Annotated in this window: 17 protein-coding genes and 1 pseudogene; 15 read left to right on the top strand and 3 right to left on the bottom strand. The window is 70.4% G+C overall.

Going from position 1 to position 20623, the window contains the following annotated elements; translation table 11 throughout:
• Positions 1–37 precede the first annotated feature (37 nt).
• The 5 genes and pseudogenes from OG892_RS38070 (at position 38) to OG892_RS38050 (ending at position 3048) form a co-directional block, all read left to right on the top strand.
• Complete coding sequence (locus OG892_RS38070) at positions 38–382, top strand: DUF2750 domain-containing protein (protein ID WP_371631462.1); 345 nt, start codon at positions 38–40, stop codon at positions 380–382.
• Positions 383–601: 219 nt separating this feature from the next.
• Positions 602–1540 (top strand): MerR family transcriptional regulator, encoded by a 939-nt coding sequence (locus OG892_RS38065; RefSeq protein ID WP_371631461.1) that lies wholly within the window; start codon positions 602–604, stop codon positions 1538–1540.
• Between the two features lie 256 nt (positions 1541–1796).
• Positions 1797–1994: pseudogene (locus OG892_RS38060) on the top strand (IS982 family transposase); the annotation flags it as partial.
• Between the two features lie 34 nt (positions 1995–2028).
• Positions 2029–2430 (top strand): hypothetical protein, encoded by a 402-nt coding sequence (locus tag OG892_RS38055; protein WP_371631460.1) that lies wholly within the window; start codon positions 2029–2031, stop codon positions 2428–2430.
• A gap of 138 nt (positions 2431–2568) precedes the next feature.
• Positions 2569–3048, top strand: coding sequence for a hypothetical protein (locus OG892_RS38050; protein ID WP_073733906.1), 480 nt, complete (start codon positions 2569–2571; stop codon positions 3046–3048).
• Between the two features lie 82 nt (positions 3049–3130).
• On the opposite strand, the gene OG892_RS38045 is transcribed toward OG892_RS38050, so the two are convergent.
• Positions 3131–3832, bottom strand: coding sequence for a 2-phosphosulfolactate phosphatase (locus OG892_RS38045; RefSeq protein WP_371631459.1), 702 nt, complete (start codon positions 3830–3832; stop codon positions 3131–3133).
• A gap of 201 nt (positions 3833–4033) precedes the next feature.
• Between OG892_RS38045 and OG892_RS38040 the strand changes: the two genes are divergently transcribed.
• The 5 genes from OG892_RS38040 to OG892_RS38020 all read left to right on the top strand — a co-directional run bounded on the left by OG892_RS38040 (position 4034) and on the right by OG892_RS38020 (position 9933).
• Positions 4034–6010, top strand: coding sequence for a discoidin domain-containing protein (locus OG892_RS38040; protein WP_371631458.1), 1977 nt, complete (start codon positions 4034–4036; stop codon positions 6008–6010).
• 90 nt (positions 6011–6100) lie between these two features.
• Complete coding sequence (locus tag OG892_RS38035; RefSeq protein ID WP_371631457.1) at positions 6101–6661, top strand: ATP-binding protein; 561 nt, start codon at positions 6101–6103, stop codon at positions 6659–6661.
• Positions 6662–6698: 37 nt separating this feature from the next.
• Positions 6699–7406: a TetR/AcrR family transcriptional regulator gene (locus tag OG892_RS38030; RefSeq protein WP_371631456.1), complete on the top strand. Its 708-nt coding sequence runs from the start codon at positions 6699–6701 to the stop codon at positions 7404–7406.
• Positions 7407–7523: 117 nt separating this feature from the next.
• The gene (locus OG892_RS38025) at positions 7524–9137 is read left to right on the top strand and encodes an MDR family MFS transporter (RefSeq protein WP_328868276.1); all 1614 of its coding nucleotides are present in this window, start codon (positions 7524–7526) and stop codon (positions 9135–9137) included.
• A gap of 28 nt (positions 9138–9165) precedes the next feature.
• Positions 9166–9933 (top strand): methyltransferase domain-containing protein, encoded by a 768-nt coding sequence (locus tag OG892_RS38020; protein ID WP_371631455.1) that lies wholly within the window; start codon positions 9166–9168, stop codon positions 9931–9933.
• Positions 9934–9948: 15 nt separating this feature from the next.
• Here OG892_RS38020 and OG892_RS38015 read toward each other — a convergent pair whose 3' ends face one another.
• Positions 9949–12867 carry a phosphatase PAP2 family protein gene (locus OG892_RS38015; RefSeq protein ID WP_371631756.1) on the bottom strand — a complete coding sequence of 973 codons (2919 nt, stop codon included), beginning with the start codon at positions 12865–12867 and terminating at the stop codon, positions 9949–9951.
• A gap of 187 nt (positions 12868–13054) precedes the next feature.
• A complete protein-coding gene (locus OG892_RS38010) occupies positions 13055–14272 on the bottom strand; it encodes an MFS transporter (RefSeq protein ID WP_371631755.1) in 1218 nt (405 codons plus the stop codon).
• Positions 14273–14877: 605 nt separating this feature from the next.
• Here OG892_RS38010 and OG892_RS38005 point away from each other — a divergent pair.
• From OG892_RS38005 to OG892_RS37985, 5 genes are all read left to right on the top strand, one after another.
• On the top strand, positions 14878–15387 hold the full coding sequence (locus tag OG892_RS38005) for a DUF4232 domain-containing protein (RefSeq protein WP_327341055.1): 510 nt from the start codon (positions 14878–14880) through the stop codon (positions 15385–15387).
• A gap of 373 nt (positions 15388–15760) precedes the next feature.
• Positions 15761–17023 carry a phosphatase PAP2 family protein gene (locus tag OG892_RS38000; RefSeq protein ID WP_079193268.1) on the top strand — a complete coding sequence of 421 codons (1263 nt, stop codon included), beginning with the start codon at positions 15761–15763 and terminating at the stop codon, positions 17021–17023.
• A gap of 110 nt (positions 17024–17133) precedes the next feature.
• Positions 17134–17862 carry a class I SAM-dependent methyltransferase gene (locus OG892_RS37995; protein ID WP_371631454.1) on the top strand — a complete coding sequence of 243 codons (729 nt, stop codon included), beginning with the start codon at positions 17134–17136 and terminating at the stop codon, positions 17860–17862.
• Positions 17863–18082: 220 nt separating this feature from the next.
• Positions 18083–19549, top strand: coding sequence for a phenylacetate--CoA ligase family protein (locus tag OG892_RS37990; protein WP_371631453.1), 1467 nt, complete (start codon positions 18083–18085; stop codon positions 19547–19549).
• Positions 19546–20589, top strand: coding sequence for a hypothetical protein (locus OG892_RS37985; RefSeq protein ID WP_371631452.1), 1044 nt, complete (start codon positions 19546–19548; stop codon positions 20587–20589). The genes OG892_RS37990 and OG892_RS37985 overlap by 4 nt, the downstream gene beginning before the upstream one ends.
• Positions 20590–20623: the final 34 nt, after the last annotated feature.

The following is a 20623-nucleotide window of genomic DNA, read 5'->3' as shown; positions in this document are numbered from 1 at the left end:
ACGAGAGGGTGTTGGGGAAACGGTAGCCTCTGTGGCCATGAGTCAGAGCGGTTCGCAAGCGGCGGCATTCTTCCGGGATGTCCGCGAAAGCACGGCCGTCTGGCTTGTCCGGAATGACGAGGGAAGCCCGACTCACCTCTCCGCAGACGGCACGCGAAGTCTCCCCTTCTGGTCGACCTCACCCCGCGCCCGGAGGGCGGCGAAGGTCTGGGGGCGCGGCCTCCGCGCCGAGTCCATGCCTTTGGACACCTGGTGCGATCTCGTACTGCCCGATGCCGCCCGGGATGGTCTGGTGATCGGCATCAACTGGAGCGGGCCGCGTATGGTCGGCTGGAGCTTCACCGCCAAAGAGGTTCTCAACCGACTCGCGGCTGTCAACTAGATGATTGAGTCCAAGGGCTCGTTGCCGTAGGCCGGCAGCGAGTGGTGTCGCCTCTCGCTGCCATCGCCCGCCCAGCATGTGCAAGGCGTGCCCGTTTCATTTCGGAGGTCAGCGGAGAGTACGCGACGCATGCTTCAGCCACTCGGTGGACGTCTGGGACACGGCACCGCTGGGGAACGGCCTTGAGTCTCCAGTGACTGGAGACAGCAGAGTGGGGGCATGGACGCTACGACCCTCTACTCGATCGGGGAGCTTTCCCGGCGGACCGGCTTGTCTGTGAGGACCATCCGGTTCTACTCCGATTCGGGCGTGGTAGCGCCGACCACCCGTAGTCCCGCCGGTTATCGGCTCTACGACCTCGACGCACTGCTTCGTCTGGAACTCCTCCGCACACTGCGCGAGCTGGGCATAGACCTGGCCACGATTCAACGGGTACTGGACCGCGAGCTCTCGGTGGCGGAAGTCGCCGCGGCGCACGCCGACGCCATGGACGTCCAGATCCGGATGCTGCAACTGCGTCGGAGCGTTCTGCGAGTCGTGGCCAGACGCGGGTCCAGTCCCGAGGAGACCAAGCTCATGCACAGGCTTACGCAATTGTCCGGCGAAGAACGCCGCCGTTTGATCGACGATTTCATCGATGGCACCTTCGGCACAGTGGATGCCGACCCGACCGCGATGGCCATGGTTCACGCTGCCACTCCCGACCTCCCCGATGATCCAACCAGAGAGCAGGTCGCCGCGTGGGTGGAACTCGCCGAGCTGGTCAGCGACGAGGATTTCCGTGCCCGGATGCGCCGAACCGCCGTACGCCAGGCCGCCGGGCGCCCGCTCGACATCGAACGCGATGCCGGCGAGGACCTGATGGAGTTCACCCGTCAGAAGGTGGCCGAGGCCACGGAGTCGGGCATCGACCCGCGCAGCGACAGGGGCGCACCCGTCATCGACGACCTCGTGGACCGCTTCGCCGAGGTGTTCGCGCGCACCCCTGACACGGAATTCCGGGACTGGATGGCCCAGCAGTTCGAAAAGGCGCACGATCCCCGGGTGGACCGATACTGGCGGCTGGTGTGGGTCGTCAACGGCTGGCAGGTAGTACCGAACCTGATCCCGGTGTACCCCTGGCTCATCCAGGCCCTGCGAAATGACCGTGACGCGTAGTCACCGCAGTGGGCACCGCCCCGGATCCCTGAATGAGTCCCAGATATCGCCTGCGGACATGAGACGAGGGGGTCCAACGTCGATATGTGACTAACGACCTGGACACCCTCGCAACGGCACTCCATGCCCGGATTGACGACGAGCTGAAGGCTTCGCCGTGGCTCGCGCCGTGGAGGCCTGCTGTCGGAATCACGCCCAAGCTCACCGACGCCGAGCTGATCACGCTCGCGGTCATGTCAGCGCTGCTCGGATACACCTGGTCGACTCCACGCCGGTCGGTTGCGGTTGCCCCCGCGAGACGGCCAACCGCTCAGACCTGGCAGGCTGGGCCCAGTACGGCTACTGCGCGTCACACTCGCGATACTTCTGGGGGCTGCGTCTGCACCTGGTGTGCACACTCGGCGGACTGCCGGTCCTGTTCGCGCTCACCGGGGCCAAGGCCGACGAGCGCGAAACGCTGCGCGACACGTGTAGGGAGGGTTTGGCGGGTGGCGGAAAAGGCCGTGCGGAACTCAGTGTCGCTGGCTGTATTTCTGGCTGTGGCCGCTGACCCCGGGGTGCCGATCGGGGTCGTCGAGCTGGCGGGCCGCGGTATCACCGCGGATGCGGCCGCGAGCCGTTGGGGCTTTGAGGTCGGGAAGTCATCTCTGGACGGCTTCGCACTCGCCGACAAGTTGATCGACCTCGGCGAGCGGGAGGATCAGCTCGTCGGACTGTGGCACGAATACGGAGCCGGCGAGGTCGGTGTGGTGGCCTTGGAGTCCCGGCTGGCAGAGATCGTGACGGCCATGGAGACGTGGGTGCCGCTCCAGGAGGGGCCTGTGGAGGACTTCTCAGGCCGGCTCCGCCGGGGGACTGGGTCCAGGCACGGATGGGTGACTCGGGGGTAAACGCCTTTTCGGTTGGACTCGGACGGATCGTGGCTGACCTCAGGTCTGCGGGCACCCTGTCCGACAGCCCCAGTAACGTCGTCGCGGTTGCCGCCGGTCAGGCTGTCCACGAGCGGTGTGCCGGTTAGGGTTCGCGGCATGGTCGGCCCCCACCTCGACGACGAGCCCGCCGAGCATCGGCGCTTCGCCCACTACTTGGAGACCTTGGAGGCTGTCACCGAGGCGGCCGAGGCCGACCTGGTGGCCGCCGTCCTGCGCGACCAGGACGCGACGATGGCGGACAGCGCGGTGGGCCGCCATCTGGACCGCAGGGCCGCCGACTTACTGACCGGCCCCCGGTTCACGGCCTGGGCCCACGCCATGACCGAGGTGATCGCGGATCGCGACTTCCTGGCCCTCCGTCTGCGCGAATGGGCCCTGCTCAGAGCCATCGCCCTGGGCGAACCGTGGACCGCCGAGGAGCTCACCGGAGCAACCAACTGGCTCCAGCGCATGGCCGCGACCTCGCAGATCGCGACCTCGTCCGAGTCCCTCGGACTGTTGGCAGCACACGGACGGACCCGTCGCACCCGAAACGCGGCAGGCCGTCAGCTGCCGCAGCGGGACCGGCCCAGCTGACCTGATCCAGGTCCTGACGACGTCTTCCGCGCTGTTTGCCGGGAGCGGCACCCAGGGGCACGCGTACAGGCGCCGCCGGCCGTCAGACCGGAGCCCCGTCGGCCGGTGAAGGTACGGCGCACGGGCGGAGGACCATGAGCGAGTCCTCCCATGTCGCCACCATGGCGAAGGGGAACCGGTCGAGCTCCAGACAGAGCGCGACGTCATCGGGATGCGCCCCTTCACGCACCCCCGATCCCAGTTCGGCGGCGGCGCGTGACCCAGCGGCGCGGCGGAGGAACTCGGCGGGCTCCGTCACCGCCCCGGTGGCCCTCCCGGCGATGTACTGAGCACACGCCAGGTCTTCCTCGGCGCGCCCGTCCTCACCGGTGACCACGAAGGTGACACCGGCGCACTCGCGTGCCCGCAGGAACCGGGCCGTCGCCTCCGCCACCACGAAGCCGGCGCACAGCACCAGTGACGCGTCCTTGACCGCGAGGGCGCCGACCGTGCCCGCGGTGGTCTTCTGCACGATGGTCAGTCCACCGAGGTCGGCGGAGCTCAACAGGCCCGGCGAGTTGACCATGTCGAATCCGGGCGCGGGTGGACCGTCCTTGAGCGTCACCCAGTCCGGGTGGCGGGCCTTGAGCGCCAGCGCCTCGGCCGGCGAATCGGCCAGGACGATCTTCTCCGCCCCGCGCGCGAAGGCCCAGGCAGCCACCGTGTAGGCGCGCATATGGTCCACCACCACGGCCACGGACGGCACTTCGAGCACTTCTGCGATGCCGGTGAAATGAGCGTCCATCCGTTCATGATCGCGCAGACATCCGCCCGTCGTCCAGGACGGAACATTTTTTGCGTCATCTCCGTCGATATTTTCGCCATGCACACGCACTATTGCTGATACGTAACCGTGTCGTTACGATCCCCGCAGCGGAATCCTGACCCACTGGCTTCCCAACTAGCCCTGGGAACGCTGGAGTTGACCTAGTCGAGGAGTTTCCAGATGGGCGTCACACGCCGGACATTCATGCAAGCGGTGATCGCGGTCACGGCCGTGGGCGCGGCAGGGGGCACGCAGACCGCCCTGGCCGGGGCCGCGGTGGCCGCCGGCAGTCCGCCCGGCGATGTGGTGGGGAAGGTCACCGTCGGCTATCAGGGCTGGTTCGCGTGTACCGGCGACGGCGCCCCGATCAACGGCTGGTGGCACTGGACCCAGGACTGGAGCCGGCCGCCGTCCCCGTCGAACACCGGCACCAAGTGCTGGCCCGACATGCGGGAGTACGCGCACAGCTACCCCACGGCCTACGGCAACCTCGGCAACGGGCAGCCCGCGGCGCTGTTCTCCTCCTACGACCAGCAGACCGTGGACACCCACTTCCTGTGGATGCGGCAGTACGGCATCGACACGGCGGCTCTGCAACGCTTCAACCCGACCGGCGGCGAGGGCCCGACCCGCGACGCGATGGCCGTCAAGGTGCGGTCCGCCGCCGAGTCGCACGACGTGAAGTTCTACGTGATGTACGACGTCACCGGCTGGACCGGCATGCGGTCGGAGATCAAGGCCGACTGGACCGACAAGATGAAGGCCCACACGGCGTCACCCCAGTACGCCACCCAGAACGGGCAACCGGTGGTGTGCATCTGGGGCTTCGGCTTCAACGACGACAACCACCCGTTCTCCACCGATGCCTGCCTGGACGTCATCAACTGGTTCAAGGAACAGGGCTGTTACGTCATCGGCGGGGTGCCGCGCGAGTGGCGTACGGGTGGCGCGGGAACGCGCACCGGGTACACGGACGTCTACCACGCCTTCCACATGATCTCCCCGTGGATGGTCGGCGCGATCGGCAACGCCGGCGACTCCGACAACGCCTACGCCACCTACACGGTCGGCGACGAGGCGGACTGCTCGGCGCACGGCATCGACTACCAGCCGTGCGTGCTGCCCGGCGACGTGTCCGGCCGCCAGCGCGCGCACGGCGACTTCATGTGGCGGCAGTTCTACAACATGTGCCGGGCCGGGGTGCAGGGCATCTACATCTCGATGTTCGACGAGTACAACGAGGGCAATCAGATCGCCAAGACCGCCGAGACCCAGGCCTGGGTTCCGACCGGGTCCGGACTCCTGGCACTGGACGAGGACGGCACCGCCTGCTCGTCCGACTACTACCTGAGACTGACCGGCGACGGCGGCCGGATGCTGAAGGGCGAGATCGGCCTCACCCCGGTCCGCCCCACCCCGCCGACGACCGCGGGCGGATCCGACACCACCGCCCCCACCGCCCCGGCGAGGCTGCGGGTCACCGGCCGCACCGGCAGTTCGGTGACGCTGGCCTGGGATGCGGCGACCGACAACGTCGGTGTCACCGGCTACCGCGTGCTGCGGATGGACGGCCAGTCGGGCACCCAGGTGGGCACCGTCACCGGCACGTCGTTCACCGTCACCGGTCTCGCCCCGTCCACGGACTACGTCTTCCACGTGGTCGCGCTCGACGCGGCCGGCGGCGTCTCGCTCCCGTCGAACCAGGTCACCGCCACGACCGGAACGGCCGGCGGCACCACGGACCTGGCCCTGCGCCGGCCGACCGCGGAGAGCGGTCACACCCAGGGCTACGGCTCCGGCAACGCGGTGGACGATGACCCGAACAGCTACTGGGAGTCCGCGAACAACTCCTTCCCGCAGTGGATCCAGGTCGATCTCGGCGCCGCGACCACCGTCCGGCGGATCGTGCTCACCCTGCCCCCGTCCAGCGCCTGGGGCGCCCGTACCCAGACGGTCTCGGTCCAGGGCGGCATCGACAGCGGCGCCTCCGGTCAGCTGCTCGCCGCGGCGGACCACCGGTTCGACCCGGCGAGCGGCAACACCGCCACCCTCACCCTGCCGACGAGCTCACCCGTCCGGTACGTACGGCTGACCGTCACGGCCAACACCGGCTGGCCGGCCGCCCAGATCTCCGGCCTCAAGGTCTACGCGGCCTGAGCCGCCGGGGGCGGGATCCGGTGGATCCCCCGACGCTGTACGGGCCGGCCATGACCGTCGCGGCCCGTACAGCCCTTACTATCGGATCCCATGATCGTATGGCTCAACGGCACCCACGGCGCGGGCAAGACGACGACCAGCGCACTCGTGCAGCGGCTGATCCCGGACTCCCGGGTGTTCGACGCCGAGCAGGTCGGCGGGATGCTGATGGACATCACACCGGGGCTGCCCTGGACGGGCAACTTCCAGGACTGGCCGCCGTGGCGGCCGCTCGTGGTCGAGACCGCCCGCCATGTACTCGCGTACACCGGCGGCACCCTGGTGATCCCCATGACCGTCCTGGTCGAGCCGTACTGGCGCGAGATCAGCGCGGGCCTCGCCCAGCATTCCATTCCGGTGAAACACTTCGTCCTCCACGCCGATCAGGACACCCTCCGCGGGCGCATCGACGGCGACGCCCATCTCGGCCCCTCCACCTTCCGCCTCACATACCTCGAGCCCTACGCGGAGGCGGCCCGCACATGGCTCCACCGCGAGGCGGAGGTCATCGACACCACCCGGCTCACGCCCGCTCAGGCCGCCCAGCAGATCGCGGAGGCCGTCAACGGCCGAGGGCTGCCGGGCGGTCCGTCAGCCAACAGCAGCGAATAATTTTGCAGGTCCTGCATTTTTGCCTACTATGCAAGATGTGCCGACCAAGAAGCCCTCCGCATCCGGGCCACCAGAGCCCAAGAAGCCGTCCTCACCCGGGCTTCGGGAGCGCAAGAAGCGGGCGACCCGCAACGCCCTCGCGGAAGCAGCCGTACGCCTGGCCGCCGAGCACGGCGTGGAGAACGTCACGGTCGAGGCGATCAGTGAGGCCGCCGGGGTCTCACCCCGGACGTTCTTCAACTACTTCCCCAGCCACGACGACGCGTTCGTGCTGATCGACGAGGCGGTGGGCGAGCGGATCAGGGAATCGGTGCGTCTCGCCCCTGCCGATCGTCCGCCGCTCGACGTGGTCCGCGACGCGCTCACCGACGAGCTCGGCGGCTTCGAGCAGCGCAAGGAGTTCTGGGCCCTCCAGGCCAAGGTCTTCCAGCGCTCCCCCCACCTCATCCAGCGCGGCCTCCAGGCCCAGGTGGCGGACCAACGGGCCCTGGCCGCCGCCATCGCCGACTGGCTCGGCACCGGGGCCGGGACCACCGACGCGGCCCGGGATCCGGGGGGTACTCCGGCCGGGCCCCGTACGGCAGGCGACAGCCTCTTCCCCCAACTGCTCGCCGCGATCGCGCAGACCGCGGTACGGGTCGCCATCGAGCACTGGTGCGACCACCCCGGAGAAGTGGAACTCGCGGACACCTTCCAGGAGGTGTTCGTCCAGCTCGCCCGCGGACTGCCGCGGCCCCCCGGGTAGCCCCCGCCGCCCCACCGGCACGGCCGCCCCCTCCTCACCGCCGACCTCTGTTCTGCTCCAGCACCGAAGAAGGACACCGTGACCGCAATCGAGGCGCCGGAACAGGCGCCTTCCTCCATGTCCAACCGGCAGATACTCCAGGCGATGTCCGGCCTGATGGCAGGCATGTTCGTCGCCATCCTCGCCGGTACCGTCGTCGCCAACGCGCTGCCGCGCATCATCGCGGACCTCGGCGCCAGCCAGTCCGCGTACACCTGGGTCGTGACGTCCGAACTCCTCGCGATGACGGCGACCGTGCCGCTCTGGGGCAAGCTCGCGGACCTGTTCAACCAGAAGCTGCTGCTCCAGCTCTCGCTCGGCCTGTTCGTGGTCGGTTCGCTGGTGGCCGGGTTCTCGCAGGACGTCAACACGCTGATCGTCAGCCGTGTCATCCAGGGCATCGGCGCCGGTGGCCTCACCGCGCTCGCCCAGATCGTGATGGCGGCCATCATCCCGCCGCGCAGGCTCGGCAAGTACGCGGGCATCTTCGGCGCCGTCTTCGCCGTCGGCACGGTCGCCGGTCCGCTGATCGGCGGTGTCCTCGTGGACACCTCGTGGCTCGGCTGGCGTTGGTGCTTCTTCGTAGGCGTGCCGTTCGCGCTGGCCGGAATCCTGCTGCTCCAGCGCACCCTGAAGCTGCCGACCGTACGCCGTCAGGTCAGGATCGACTGGCTGGGCGCCTTCCTGATCGTCGCGGGCGTCTGCGCGCTGCTGATCTGGACCTCGCTCGCCGGCAACAACTTCGACTGGGCCTCCTGGCAGACCGCCGCCCTGGTGATCACCGGCGTGGTGCTGCTGACCGCCGCGGTCTTCGTTGAGTCGCGGGCGGCCGAGCCGATCATCCCGCTGGCCATCTTCCGCAACCGCACGGTCACGCTGACCACCCTGGGCAGCTTCTTCGTCGGCATCGCGATGTTCGCCGGAACGGTGTTCCTGTCGCAGTACTTCCAGATCTCCCTGGGCAAGTCACCGACCGTCGCGGGCTTCATGAGCCTTCCGCTGATCGGTGGTCTGCTGGTGTCCTCGACCGTCGCCGGGCAGATCATCTCCGCGACCGGCAAGTGGAAGCGGTACCTCGTCTCGGGCGCCGTGATCATGACGGCCGGGCTCGGCATGCTGTCGACGATCGACGCCGACACCCACTTCGGACTCCTCAGCCTCTACATGGCGTTCATGGGCATCGGCGTCGGCATGCTGATGCAGAACCTGGTGCTCGCCGCCCAGAACGACGTACCCGCGCACGAACTGGGCGCGGCCACCTCCGTACTGTCCTTCTTCCGCAGCCTCGGCGGCACCGTCGGGACCAGCGTGCTCGGCGCGGTGCTCGCCAACCGGGTCGCGAGCGAGATGACCAAGGGCCTCTCGGAGAACGGCCTCCCGGCGCCTGCCGGTGGCCACGGCAGCGCCGTACCCGACATGACCACGCTGCCCGAACCGATGAAGAACATCGTCGAGCACGCCTACGGAGTCGCCACCGGCGACCTCTTCCTCATCGCCACGCCCTTCGCCTTCCTCGGCCTGCTGGCGGTGCTCTTCATCAGGGAGAAGCCCCTCAAGACCACCAGCGGCATGGAGCGGCTGGCCGCGGAGGCGGCCCCCGGCCCCGAGGACGCGGCAGAGCAGCCGCTGCTCCCCGGGCCTCCCGCTCCCCGGCAGGGGGAGGCCGGGTCGCCAGAAACGACCAGGCACTGACGAGGCACCCCGTGCAAGGATGCTCGGCATGTCCGGTCGTGCACTGAGCTTCGGAACGATGGCGGAAGCGTACGAACGCTTCCGGCCGGGGTACCCCGCCGAACTGTTCGACGTGGTGATGGCGTACGCCGCTCAGCCGGTCTCCAACGCCCTGGAGATCGGCGCCGGGACCGGCAAGGCCACCCGCCTGCTGGCTCGGCGGGGGGTGCCGGTCACGGCGACCGATCCTGACGCGGCCATGCTCGCCGAGCTGCGCAAGCACGTGCCGCCGGGCGTCAGGACGGCACGCGCCGCCTTCGAGGAGCTGCGGCCGGGCGAACGATACGGGCTGGTCTACGCGGCATCGGCGCTGCACTGGACGGAGCCGGCGGGCCGGTGGTCCCGCATGGCCGGGCTGCTGGAGCCGGGCGGCGTGTTCGCCTCGTTCGGCAGGCCGGTGGGACTGACCGACCCGGCTGTGGAGGAGGCCGTTCGCGCGGCACGGGCACCGTTCCTGGAGGACGACGGTGTCCCGTCCCCGGACGGGACACCTCCGGAGCACGACATGCAGTGGCCGGGCACGGAACTCCAACGGTCCGAGTGGTTCGACGGAGTCCAGCAGTCCGTGATCGAGAGTCGCCTGACGATGAGTGCGGGCGACTTCATCGGCTATCTCTCGACCGTCTCGGCCTACATCATCCTGCCGCAGCCGCAGCAGGCCGAGGTTTTCGGCCGGATCCTGCGGGTTCTGCCCGAGACGGTCGAGATCTCCACCGCCACTGTCCTCCACCTCGCCCGTCGGCGGCACGAGGCGTAGCGCGGGACGGGGTCGCTACTCTCCGGTCCGGGTTCCGCCCGCGTTCACCCGCACCCCGTCGACGGTCAGCGTCCCGTCGTGGTGTGCGGTGACCTTCGCGGTCATCGCACCCGCGAGATCGATCCGCTGCCAGCTGCCCCCGCCGCCCTGTTCGTCCAGGGCAGAGCCGGAGGGGATCTGGGTGGCGGCGAGCACGGTACGCCGCTGGGCGCCGGTGAGCTTCGGGTGCGACGTACGCAGCAGATCCTCCGCCCCCTCCGGAACGGCGGGCGGCCGGCCCTCGGCGCCGATGTGCGGGAAACCGTAGGTCATCCGCTGCTCGTACACCTTGAGTGCCTCGGCCGTGGGGAGGTACGGCGTCCCCCGGCCGGAGCACCGTGTCAGCGAGCCGCCCGCTCCGGTCTCACGGCACTTCTGTACGAGGACGGCTCGCAGCTCCGTCCTCGCCTGCTCCAGGAGCGTGCGGAACTCCGGGTCGGACCAGCGCAGCTGGGCGGTCTTCTCGCCGACGATCCGGCCGCCCATGATGTCGGTCGGGTAGTGGAAGGACAGCAGGATGCGGTTGTTGCCGTACTCGGAGGCGCGCGCCAGGATCTGCGGTGCCAGTTCGGGCAGCAGGGTGGCGAGGACGATGCCCTGCGCGTAGCCGTGGCTGGTGTGCCCGCTCGGGAAGGAGCCGTCCCCCGCGAGACCGGCGTAGCCGCCGGGGCTGTCCCACGGCTTGATGAGCCCCTGCTCTTCGGTGAACCCCATCCGGACGAAGGGGCGCTTGTACTGGTAGTTGTTCTTGGCTGTCTGGTACCAGTCGGCCGACGAGTCCGCGGTGTGTTCGACCCGGCCTGACAGCAGCGCCTCGGTCTTGGGGAGTTCGCCGTTCTTCAGCGCCTGCCCGTACAGCCCGCCGAGGGCCGTGCCCAGTCCGTCCGCCATAGTCCGGTAGGGACTGTTCGCGCCGTCCACGAGTGCCTTGTGGACCTGGGGGTCGGCGGGCCCGGAGGGGGCGTTGTTGATGTCGACGACCGTCCGGTCGTCGATCGCGGTCAGTTCCTCGTACGTCGTTCCCTTCGGCAGGACCTCGTTGGCCCCCATGAGCGACGGCTCGTTCCTGGCGGCGTCGAACGAGCGCAGCAGCCAGGTGAAGTAGTCACCGCCACCGGGCGCGGCGGGCTGGGTGTCGGAGGCGTACGAGGTGCCCAGCTGCTCGTCGGTGAAGGGCAGGGAGCCGGTGGTCTGCGCGAGCGGGCCGGGCCCGAAGTAGATGTCCGAGCTGGAGATGTTGCACTGATGGACCTCGACGGCCAGGGTGTTGGTCCCCGCGCGCAGGGCGGAGACCGGTACGCCGAACCGGGCGGTAGCCGGGTCGCCCTCGCCCGAAGTCCCGTCCGGGGTCTCGTACTGGAGGTTCTTCGTGATCTTTCCGTCGCCGTGGCCGGCGATGCGCCTGCCATTGAGATAGACGGTGACGGTGTCGTCGTAGACGACCGTGCCGACGAGCCCGCTGATCGCGTCCAGGGAGGCGCGGTCCATCGAGAAGGAGGTACGGAAGAAGTACGCCTCGGTACTGTCCCCCGTGCCGTTGCCCGCGTCCTTGCGGAGCCTCAGCTTCGTGCGGACGGGGAAGCCGTCCCCGAGGTCGGTGCCGTCGTTCTTCGCGCCGAAGGGACCGGTGGCCGTCTTCCAGGGAACGTCCCCCGCGTCGAAGCCGGTCCGGGTCCACGCCGTGCGGTCCGCGTTGCCGCGCGCCGGGTCGACGCCGGGGGTGTCGAGGTAGCTCCAGCTGGTCGAGGCGTCGACGACGGCCCTGCCGATGCTGACGTCGTCGATCCAGCCGCTGGGCCCGGAGCCGGACTTGGCATGCGCGTCGTCGTAGCGCAGCAGGATCTCGCTGACGTGCTTCCCGGCGAGCGCGCCGAGGTCGGCCGAGACGGTGTTCCACTCCCCCGGGGTCGGTTTCCTGTTCGCCGTCCGCACCTCGCGGGTTCGGGGGTGGCGGCCGTCCGGGTCGGTGTAGAGGACGTCGAGCGCGACGTGGACGGAGGCGGCGTCGTCCGGGCGGATCGCGTAGCTGAGCTTCGACCCGCGCACCAGGGGGACGTCGAGACCGGAGCGCAGGACCACCGTGGAGGAGGCCGGTCCGGTGGCGAGGACCCGGCCCGCGTACCGCAGCGCGGCCGAGCCGTCCGCCGCTCCGACGGAGTCGGCGTTCTCGACCCGGGCCCCGAGCCCGGAGGGCGTGGATCCGGCAGAACTGCGCAGGGTCCAGTCGGCGAGCTGGAGCTTCGAGCGGTCGGCGGTCGAACCCTGGCACCGGTCGGCGCAGTTGTCTGTGATGCGGAGCTGGTAGTGGCGGTAGGCGTGCGTGGCGGTGACCGGATAGAAATCGGTCTGGCCACGGGCGCCGAAGCGCTGCTCCTTCCGCTGGTCCAGGACGTGCCACGAGGAGTCGTCCGCGTCCGGCGCGGCGGAGTCGCTGTCGCTGCCGAGCACGGTCCACGCGGCCGGGTCGCGGGGTGGTGCGTCGTTCGCGGAGGTGAGCGAGTAGCCGGTGACAGCCGCCGGGGTACGCAGGGTGTAGATCGCGTACACGGGCTCCTCCCCGGTGGGCCGTCCGCTGTCGCGGGCGTACCACTTGGTGCCGGAGTCCTGATCCGCGAGGCTGGTGACGCCTTCCTGCGCGCTCGTGTCATTGGGGTGGCCGGACCGTACGTCGCGCACGGTGGTGGTGACCTCTGTGGTCTCCCCGCGCAGATTCCGCGCCTGGCCACGGGCCGGGAAGCCTGCGGGCCGGGGCGTACCGGGCTCGTAGGAGGTGGCCCAGTAACCGCCCACCTCCGGGGCCGCGCCCGTCCGTCCGGCCGAAGTGGCGGAGGTGGCAGGGGCGGCCGGGCCCGTCCCCGCCACGAGCGACGCCGCCACGAGCACGGCTACGACCACACCGGCGCCCGCGTCCTGCCCACGTCTGCTGAACACCCGCACGACTCGCCTCTTCTCTCCGGACAACGTTGTCACCAGCCGAGCCTGAGGGTTCGGCAGGAGACATGTCAACGCTCAGGAGACCGGGTGTCGTGTTCGCACCCGCCGGGGTCGAACAGCGGACGGACCGGGCGCCCGCCACAACCCGTCAGGGCGCGGCACCGGCCGAATCGGCCTGTTCCGGCAATCGGCCGGAAGTCGTCGTGGCCGAGGTGGACGCCGTGGCCGAGGTGAGCGCGATGCGGCTGGACCAGGTCAGGGCCGCCGTTGCGGTCAGCGCGAGCAGCGGGACGGCGAAGCCGGTTCGTGCTCCCGTACCGTCGACGAGCCGGCCGACCACCGCGGCGGAGACGGCGATGCCGGCCGCGCACGCGGAGTTCGTCCAGGTGAAGGCCTGGGTGAGGACCGACCTGTCCATGACGGACTCGACGAGCGTCGAGGCGACGATGACGCACGGGGCGACGCCGGCGCCGGGCAGCAGGAGGGCAAGGCCGAGCTGCCAGGGGGAATCGGCCAGCATCGGCAGCAGCGACGCGCAGGCCAGGAAGGTCAGGATCGGGGGCAGCCGGTGGCCGGGCGGGGTGCGCCGGTGGTAGCGCCCGTAGACCAGACCGGCCAGCAGGCTCGCCGCGCTCATCAGCCCGTACAGCAACCCGGCCGCCGAGGCGGCGTGGTGGACCTCGGCGAAGGCGCTCACCGAGACCTGCATCGAGCCGAAGAAGACGCCGAGGGCCACGTTGACCGCCAGCAGCGTGCCGAAGTTCCGGGTCCACAGCCGGCGGCCCGGTCCCCGGTCGACGCTACCGCCCCGGACCGCCCGTGCGGCGGGGGCCGGGGCGGTACGGCGCAGTGCCGCGAAGACGAGTCCGGCCCCGACGACGAGCACCCCCGCCAGCGCCGTACCCGCGGCCGGGTGCAGCCGGGTCGCCGTCAGCACCGCGAGGGCGGGCCCGAGGAGGAAGGCGGCATCGTTGCTCATCGTTTCGAGTGCGAAGGCCGGGGCGAGTTCGGCTCTGCCGTGCAGCAGGGCCGACCAGCGGGCCGCGGAGAGCGCACCGATCTGCGGGACCGTCGCCCCGGCGGCCAGACCGGCAGCCATCAGCAGCGGCACCGGCGCGCCCGTGAGGACCAGCGCGACGAGGCCGGTGATCGCCCCGGCGTGGGCGCACAGGAGGGGAACGAGGACGCGCGGCTGTCCGAACCGGTCCATGAGACGGGCCGTCTGCGGACCCACCAGGGTCTCCGCCACCGCGAACGAGCCGGTGACCAGGCCGGCCGCCGCGAAGGACCCGGTCTCGGCGTGGACCAGCCAGACGATGCCGAGCCCGGCCATCGCCACCCCGACCCGGGCGGGCGCCGCGGCCAGGAAGAAGGCCGCGGCGCCGGGGGTCCGCAGGGCCGAGCGGTAGGAGGCGGTCCCCGGCCCGGCCGCCCCCGGATGGTGAACCGCCCGTCCGGGACGACGAAAACGTGTGGTGCGACGGAGACATGTAGTGCGGAATCGTGTGGTGCGGAGACGTGTGGTGCGACGACGGAACCAGTGCCGCGGTGTCACGGCGAACCTTCCGCTGCACGGTGGGACGGTCCGGGGCAACGGCGCCCCGCCGAGGGAGCCGTCCCCGGGCCGCCAGGAGTCGTCCATGGTGACGCGGACGGGACGGAATCACGGTCCGCGTCGGCGTCGGCTCCAGCGCCGGCAGGAATATCGAGTGGTGAGAGCGGGAAGCCGATCTCGCAGGGCACGACACTAGCCTCGATGCCGGGCGCGGAGAAGACCCTGTGGGAGTCGCTGTTGCGCCGCGTGCGTGGACGCAGGACGGCGACCCGTGCGGGTTACACAGATCGGCGGCGCCGCCGTGATAGCCCAGGGATTACCCCCGTGAGGGTGAGAACGGAGGCAGGAGCCCTCCGTGACCGCGCTCCTGACGGGAGATCACCCGCAGGGCCCGCCAAGCACAGCAGGGAGTGTTCATGATGCGTACCACCCGGAAGATCGCCGTCGCCATCGCCGCCACCGCACTGTTGGGTGCCACGGGCGGGACCACGGCACAGGCCGCGTCCGTGGCGGCCGTGGGCACCGCACCCTCCGCATGCCGTCCGGCCAACCACCTGGCGAAGATCTCCAACGCGTCCAGCAGCGCGGGGCACCGCCACTACCGCGTGACGCTCACCGCGCCGCGCGGCTACGACCCGTGCCGGCTCGCGGGTTCGCCCACCGATGTGCGGTTCTCCAACCACGGCTCGGAGAGCGGGATCACCGCCGGCCGCTACGGCAGCCGGCGGACCGCGGTGACCTTCGGTCCGGGGCACCCGGTGCACTTCGACATCCAGGTTCCCAACAACGACTGCGGCGTCCCCGCGGACGAGGCGTCCTTCACGCTCCGGGCTCCCGACGGGGAGATCCCCGGCACGTCCGTGGCCGACGGGAAGCTCAGGGTGGCGGCCGGCACTCTCGTCGGTCCGGTGCGCAGCGGCGCCTGAGTTCCTTCCGTGGAACTCCGAGCCTGTGCCCTCGCCGCCCGCGGTGAGGGCACAGCTCTTCGCGCCGCCCTTTCCCCGCCGACGGAGAACCGGCCAGGGGCTGGATCGAGCCGACTTTCGTACCACCCGTGACCAGCGAACGCACCCGCACGCCTCCGTTAGCATGTTCGAACTCACGACGAGCGTCCCCATCGCTCGCCAATCACCGAAAAATCGGGCTTTCCGGTGTGAAGAGTGTCTTACTCAGCCAACATCTAACAAATCGGCCAAACAATTGATACCTATAGTATCGCGGGTGTTTTCGCGAATAACGAGCAGAACCACGACCGCCCCGTGGCGTCGGCCAAGAGCGATACTGTGGGGCACGGCGGCCGTGGCGACCCTCGGGTTCCTGGTCGCGCTGGAGATCGCCGCACGTCATTACGGACTGCCGGGGCCGATAACCACCCAGGCCCAAGAGGTCATAGTCGCCCCTCAGTCGGGCTTCCTGCTCTACGCCAGCATGGCGTTGATGATGGTGGTGCTCACCTGGCGGCAACGGTTCATCGCGATGGGTACCGCGATAGGAATCGATCTCGTCATTCTGCTGGTGCGCTGGGCGGCCGACGCCAGGGTGACCCACGGCCACCCCTTCGGCAACGGGGCGTTGTGGGTGATCGTGGGCTGCGGGGTCATCGCCGTCACACGCCGTACGGGCCAGGAACGCATCCTGCTGCTGAAGGGCGTCGGCCTCGGTCTGCTGCTGGTGACGGGCCGCAAGACCGGTGACACCTGGCTGCTCATCACTTCGAAGACGCGCCCGGCCGTGCTCGACCAGTACGTCGCGACCGCCGATCACGCACTGGGCAACCCCTCATGGCTGGTGGGCCGGATGATCCAGGCCACCGGCCCGGTCGGGGACGCGTTCCTCGACTCCGTCTACACGCAGCTCGCGGTCGCCGCGGTCGTCGTCGCGCTGTACCAGCTGCGCAATGTGGCGACCGACCGCCGCTTCCCCGGCCACCATCTGGTGCGCACCTTCCTGCTCATAGGTCTCCTCGGGCCCGGCATTTACGTGCTCTTCCCGGTGGTCGGGCCGGTCTTCGCCTACGGTGCCGACGGCGGGCACTGGGCGGTGGCCAACATGTGGCCGAACACGATGCCGCAGATCACCGCTCCGCACCACATGTCGTTCGACGAGATCACTCCGCGCAACTGCATGCCCAGCCTGCACACGGCATGGGCCACCTGCATCTTCATCCATTCCCGCAAGGGCCCCCGGACCCTCCGGTACGCGGGCACGTTCTGGCTGATCGCCACCCTCTGCGCGACGCTGGGCTTCGGTTATCACTACGGCGCGGACATCATCGCGGGCGTGGTGTTCACGCTCACGATCGAGGCGGGTCTGCGCACGTTCGACCGCGGCTGGGACCGGTCGGGAGTCAAGCTGGTCGCCTACGGCGTCGCCGTCTTCGCCGCGCTCCTGCTGTCGTACCGTTATCTGTCGTTGCCGATGGCCCACCATCCCTGGGTGTTCGGCCCGCTTCTGGTCCTCGCGATGGCCTCGGTGATCCACGGCTACGTGCGGACCACCGAACAGTGGGAACCGAAGACCGCCCCGGCGCGGCAACCCGAGCCACTGCCGGAACCGGTCTGAGACCTGTGAACGGTCCGGTGGACTCCGCCCCGGCCGGGGCGGAGTCCACCGGACCGTCTCCATCGGGACGCATGCCCCTCCTGCCGGATGCTCCCGGATAGCCTGCGCCCGTGGAACTCGAACCGAACACTGACAACTGGCTGGCGGACACCCGGGAGTCCTACGACACCGTGGCCGACAGCTACGCGGACCAGGTGCGGAACCTCCTGGACGACACGCCTGAAGAACGCGCCGTACTGGCGCTGTTCGCCGCCCGGGTGCGCGAGAACGGCGAAGGCCCGGTCGCGGATATGGGGTGCGGGCCGGGCAGGATCACGGCCCACCTGCACGGGCTGGGCCTGGACGCGTTCGGGATCGACCTGTCCCCCGGGATGATCGAGGTGGCCCGGCGTGACCACCCCGGCCTGCGGTTCGAACCCGGGTCGATGACGGAGCTCGGTCTCACCGACGGCTCTGTGGCCGGGCTGATCGCCTGGTACTCGCTCATCCACGTCCCCGACGAGGAGATCGATCCGGTCCTGGCGCATTTCCGCCGTGTGCTGAGGCCCGGCGGCCCGCTGCTGCTCAGCTTCCACGTCGGGGACGAGCGGAAGCTGAAGACGCAGGGGTACGGCGGCCACCCGATGAAGGTGTACGTGCACCGGCGCCGGCCCGGTCAGCTGGCCGCCCGGCTCGAAGAGGCCGGATTCGACGTCGAGGTGCAGCGCACCCTCACCTCGGCCGAGAGCAAGCTCGGGGGCCTCCTCCTCGCTCGCCGGCGGCCCGATGCCCGGAGCGGAACTCCTGCTGCTCCGGGCAAGTCGGAAGGATCCGTTGATGGATCAACTCCGCTCCTCTAATGTCTCGTTCATCGACCGGCCGTCCTCGGCCGGGAGTGCGCCACATGGAGCCCAGCCGCCCTGAGGGGCGGCCCGGAGAAGGGAGATCCACCATGGTCAAGCACTACATCAAGTACGCGTTCAGCACGCTCACGGCGGCGATGTTCGCCAGCATGGTCTGACGGATCAGCCCCGGCCTGGACCGGGATCTCAGTCCCGGTCCAGGCGTCAGGAGGCTCCCTTGTTCGCGACCGCGCTCAGCCAGCTCCGGTACGGCGCGGCGATCCTGCGCAACCGCCGCATCCGCCCGCAGGACCTGGAGCGCATCGCCCGGGACCTGGTCGCGACCCTCGCGGAATTCGGGGAGCCGGGCGCGGACTCGGCCCTGCTGCCCGGCCAGGCGGGGGCCGTCGACCCCGCTGTACGGCGGACCGTGACCGAGCGCAGCCTGCGGGCCACGGCGCGGGCCGCGGCCCGGCACACGGCGTACTACCGCCGAACGTTCGACAGCCTGGCGCTCGACCCGGGCACCCTCACACCGGAGACCTGGGACCAGGTGCCGGTCACACCGAAGGCGGCCCTGCGCGGACTGCCGGCCGCCTTCGTGTCCGCCGTCTCCGCTCCCGCGCTGATGGCGCTCACCACGGGCACGAGCGGCACCCCCACCACGGTCTGGTACTCCCGGGCCGAGGTCGAGATCGCGGTGGCCATGAGCACCGTCTCGGCCGTCCTCGGCCTCGGCCTGCGCCCACGCCACACCGTCGCGTACGCGGGGTGCTCCCGGGCGACCCTGCCGCTGCTCAACGTGGAGGAGTCGGTGACCCGGATCGGCGCCTCCTTCGTCCAGATCGGCACCGTGGACCCGGCCGTGGCGCTGGACCGGCTGGCCACCCCGCTCGGGCTGCGCGGCAAGGCCCCGCAGATCACTCACCTGACCGTCTCCGCGTCCTACCTCTCCGCCCTCGTCGAGGAGGCGGAGCGGGGCGGCCGGCTGCCCTCCGACTTCGGCCTGGAGTCCATCGGTGTCGGCGGCGAGGTGCTCTCCGAACCGCTCAAGGAACGCGCGTCGGCGGCGCTCGGCGCGAAGATCTCCACCTCGTACATGATGACCGAGACCGTGCCGTCCGGCGGGACGCCGTGTACCAAGGGGCATCTGCACCACACCACCGAGTTCGGGCATCTGGAGATACTCGACCCCGTGACCCACGCGCCCACGCCACCGGGCGACGTCGGCATCATCGTGCAGACCCCGTACGTGCCCTACCGGGACTGCACCCTGCTCCTGCGGTACGCGACGGGCGACCTGGTCCGGCTGCCCGGGAGCACGACCGAGTGCGAGCTGGCCCACCTGCCCGCCACCTCGCCGGTGCTCGGCCGCTGGACGGGTCCGCTGAGCCGCGAGATCACCACCTGGTCGGTGCTGAACCTGCTGGAGGCGGAGCCGGACATCCCGCTGCCCGCGCGCTACGCCCTGGTCGACGAGGACCCGGGCCCGCGCCTCCACGTCCTGGTCCGCCGACTGCCCGCAGCCGGTCTGCTCGGCAGGCTGGAGGACCGGGCCACCGCGGCGGGCCTCGCGCTGGACGCCGTCGTGCTCCATGACGACCCGGCCGCGATGCCACGGACCGGCCCGGTCCGTGCCGATCTGCGTGAGCGTACCTTCGAGTCGGTGCGCCCGGCAGAGGTGCGGGCCGTGAGTCCGGCATGAGCGGCGTCGCCCTGGTGGGCCTCAACGTCTGCGTCGCCGCGATCACGGCGGCCGGTGCCGCCTACTTCGGCCGGGTCCGGATGCCCCGCCCGCCGGTCGGCCGGTACGAACTGCCCGACGTCGCCGTGGTGTCCGCCGTGGTCGTGGCCGCTCCCCTGGTCTATCTGGAACTGCCCCGTGCCGCGGTGGCCGTCGTGTTCGGTCTGGTCCTCTGCGCGGCGCTCCAGTTCACCCTCGCGCCCCTGTTCGGCGGGGGCCGGGCCTGGGTCGCCGCGCTGGGCTCGGTCGCGGCCACCGCAGGATGCGCGTTCGCGGACAAGACACTCGCCGTGCTGGTACTCACCGATGTGCTGCTCGCGGTCGCCGTCGTGGGGGTGGCCAACATGTGGGCGCAGAGCGGCATGCGCTCCGCCCACGCCGCGTGGTTCGCGGGCGCGCTCGCCTGCTACGACCTGGTGGCGACGGGGCTCACGTCGGTCATGGACCGGTTCGCCGTCCAGGTGATGGGGCTGCCGTTCGCCCCGTTGCTGGCCGTCACCCGGGGCGATCCGCCCGTGGCGCTCGGGCTGGGCGACCTGCTGCTCCTGGTGCTCTTCCCGCTGGTGGCGCTGAAGGCCTTCGGACGGGCCGCCGGTCTTCTCGCGGCCGGAATCGGCCTGGCGGTGTCGGCGGCGGTCAGTGTGCTGTTCGCCCTGGGGACGCTGACCGGGGCGTTTCCGCTGCTCACGGCGCTCGGCCCGCTGATCGTGCTCCAGCATGTGCTGTGGGTACGGGCCCGGGGAGCGGAGCGGACCGTCGCCGAGTGGAGCTCGGGAATCCCGGTGGCGGCGGCCGCCGCTGCTCCGGCCGGCCCCGACCCGGAATTGCTCAGGGCCCTCGAACCCGCCGATCCGGAAGGGCTGGGGGCCACCGTGCCCGAAGGCGGCTGGCTCGCGGTCCTCGACGGCCGGGTGGTGGGGGCCGGGGCGTCGCCGGGCCTGGCCCGCGGGGACGCGCGGCTCCGCGGCTGCGCGTCGGTGCCCGTGGTTCGGCAGAGGTGACCCGGTCCGCCCCGGGTCGCCCGGGGCTGTCGAC

Source organism: Streptomyces sp. NBC_00341 (assembly GCF_041435055.1).
Taxonomy (GTDB): domain Bacteria; phylum Actinomycetota; class Actinomycetes; order Streptomycetales; family Streptomycetaceae; genus Streptomyces.
Note: the sequence above shows the minus strand (reverse complement) of the source record. Positions and strands in the feature narration are given on the sequence as shown.

Bases quoted from the DNA above. Each gene is read 5' to 3' on its own strand.
- OG892_RS38045 (WP_371631459.1), bottom strand. From the start codon at position 3,832: ATGGACGCTCATTTCACCGGCATCGCAGAAGTGCTCGAAGTGCCGTCC.
- OG892_RS38070 (WP_371631462.1), top strand. From the start codon at position 38: ATGAGTCAGAGCGGTTCGCAAGCGGCGGCATTCTTCCGGGATGTCCGC.
- OG892_RS37985 (WP_371631452.1), top strand. From the start codon at position 19,546: ATGAGCGGCGTCGCCCTGGTGGGCCTCAACGTCTGCGTCGCCGCGATC.
- OG892_RS38020 (WP_371631455.1), top strand. From the start codon at position 9,166: ATGTCCGGTCGTGCACTGAGCTTCGGAACGATGGCGGAAGCGTACGAA.
- OG892_RS38035 (WP_371631457.1), top strand. From the start codon at position 6,101: ATGATCGTATGGCTCAACGGCACCCACGGCGCGGGCAAGACGACGACC.
- OG892_RS38005 (WP_327341055.1), top strand. From the start codon at position 14,878: ATGATGCGTACCACCCGGAAGATCGCCGTCGCCATCGCCGCCACCGCA.
- OG892_RS38065 (WP_371631461.1), top strand. From the start codon at position 602: ATGGACGCTACGACCCTCTACTCGATCGGGGAGCTTTCCCGGCGGACC.
- OG892_RS38040 (WP_371631458.1), top strand. From the start codon at position 4,034: ATGGGCGTCACACGCCGGACATTCATGCAAGCGGTGATCGCGGTCACG.
- OG892_RS38025 (WP_328868276.1), top strand. From the start codon at position 7,524: ATGTCCAACCGGCAGATACTCCAGGCGATGTCCGGCCTGATGGCAGGC.
- OG892_RS38050 (WP_073733906.1), top strand. From the start codon at position 2,569: ATGGTCGGCCCCCACCTCGACGACGAGCCCGCCGAGCATCGGCGCTTC.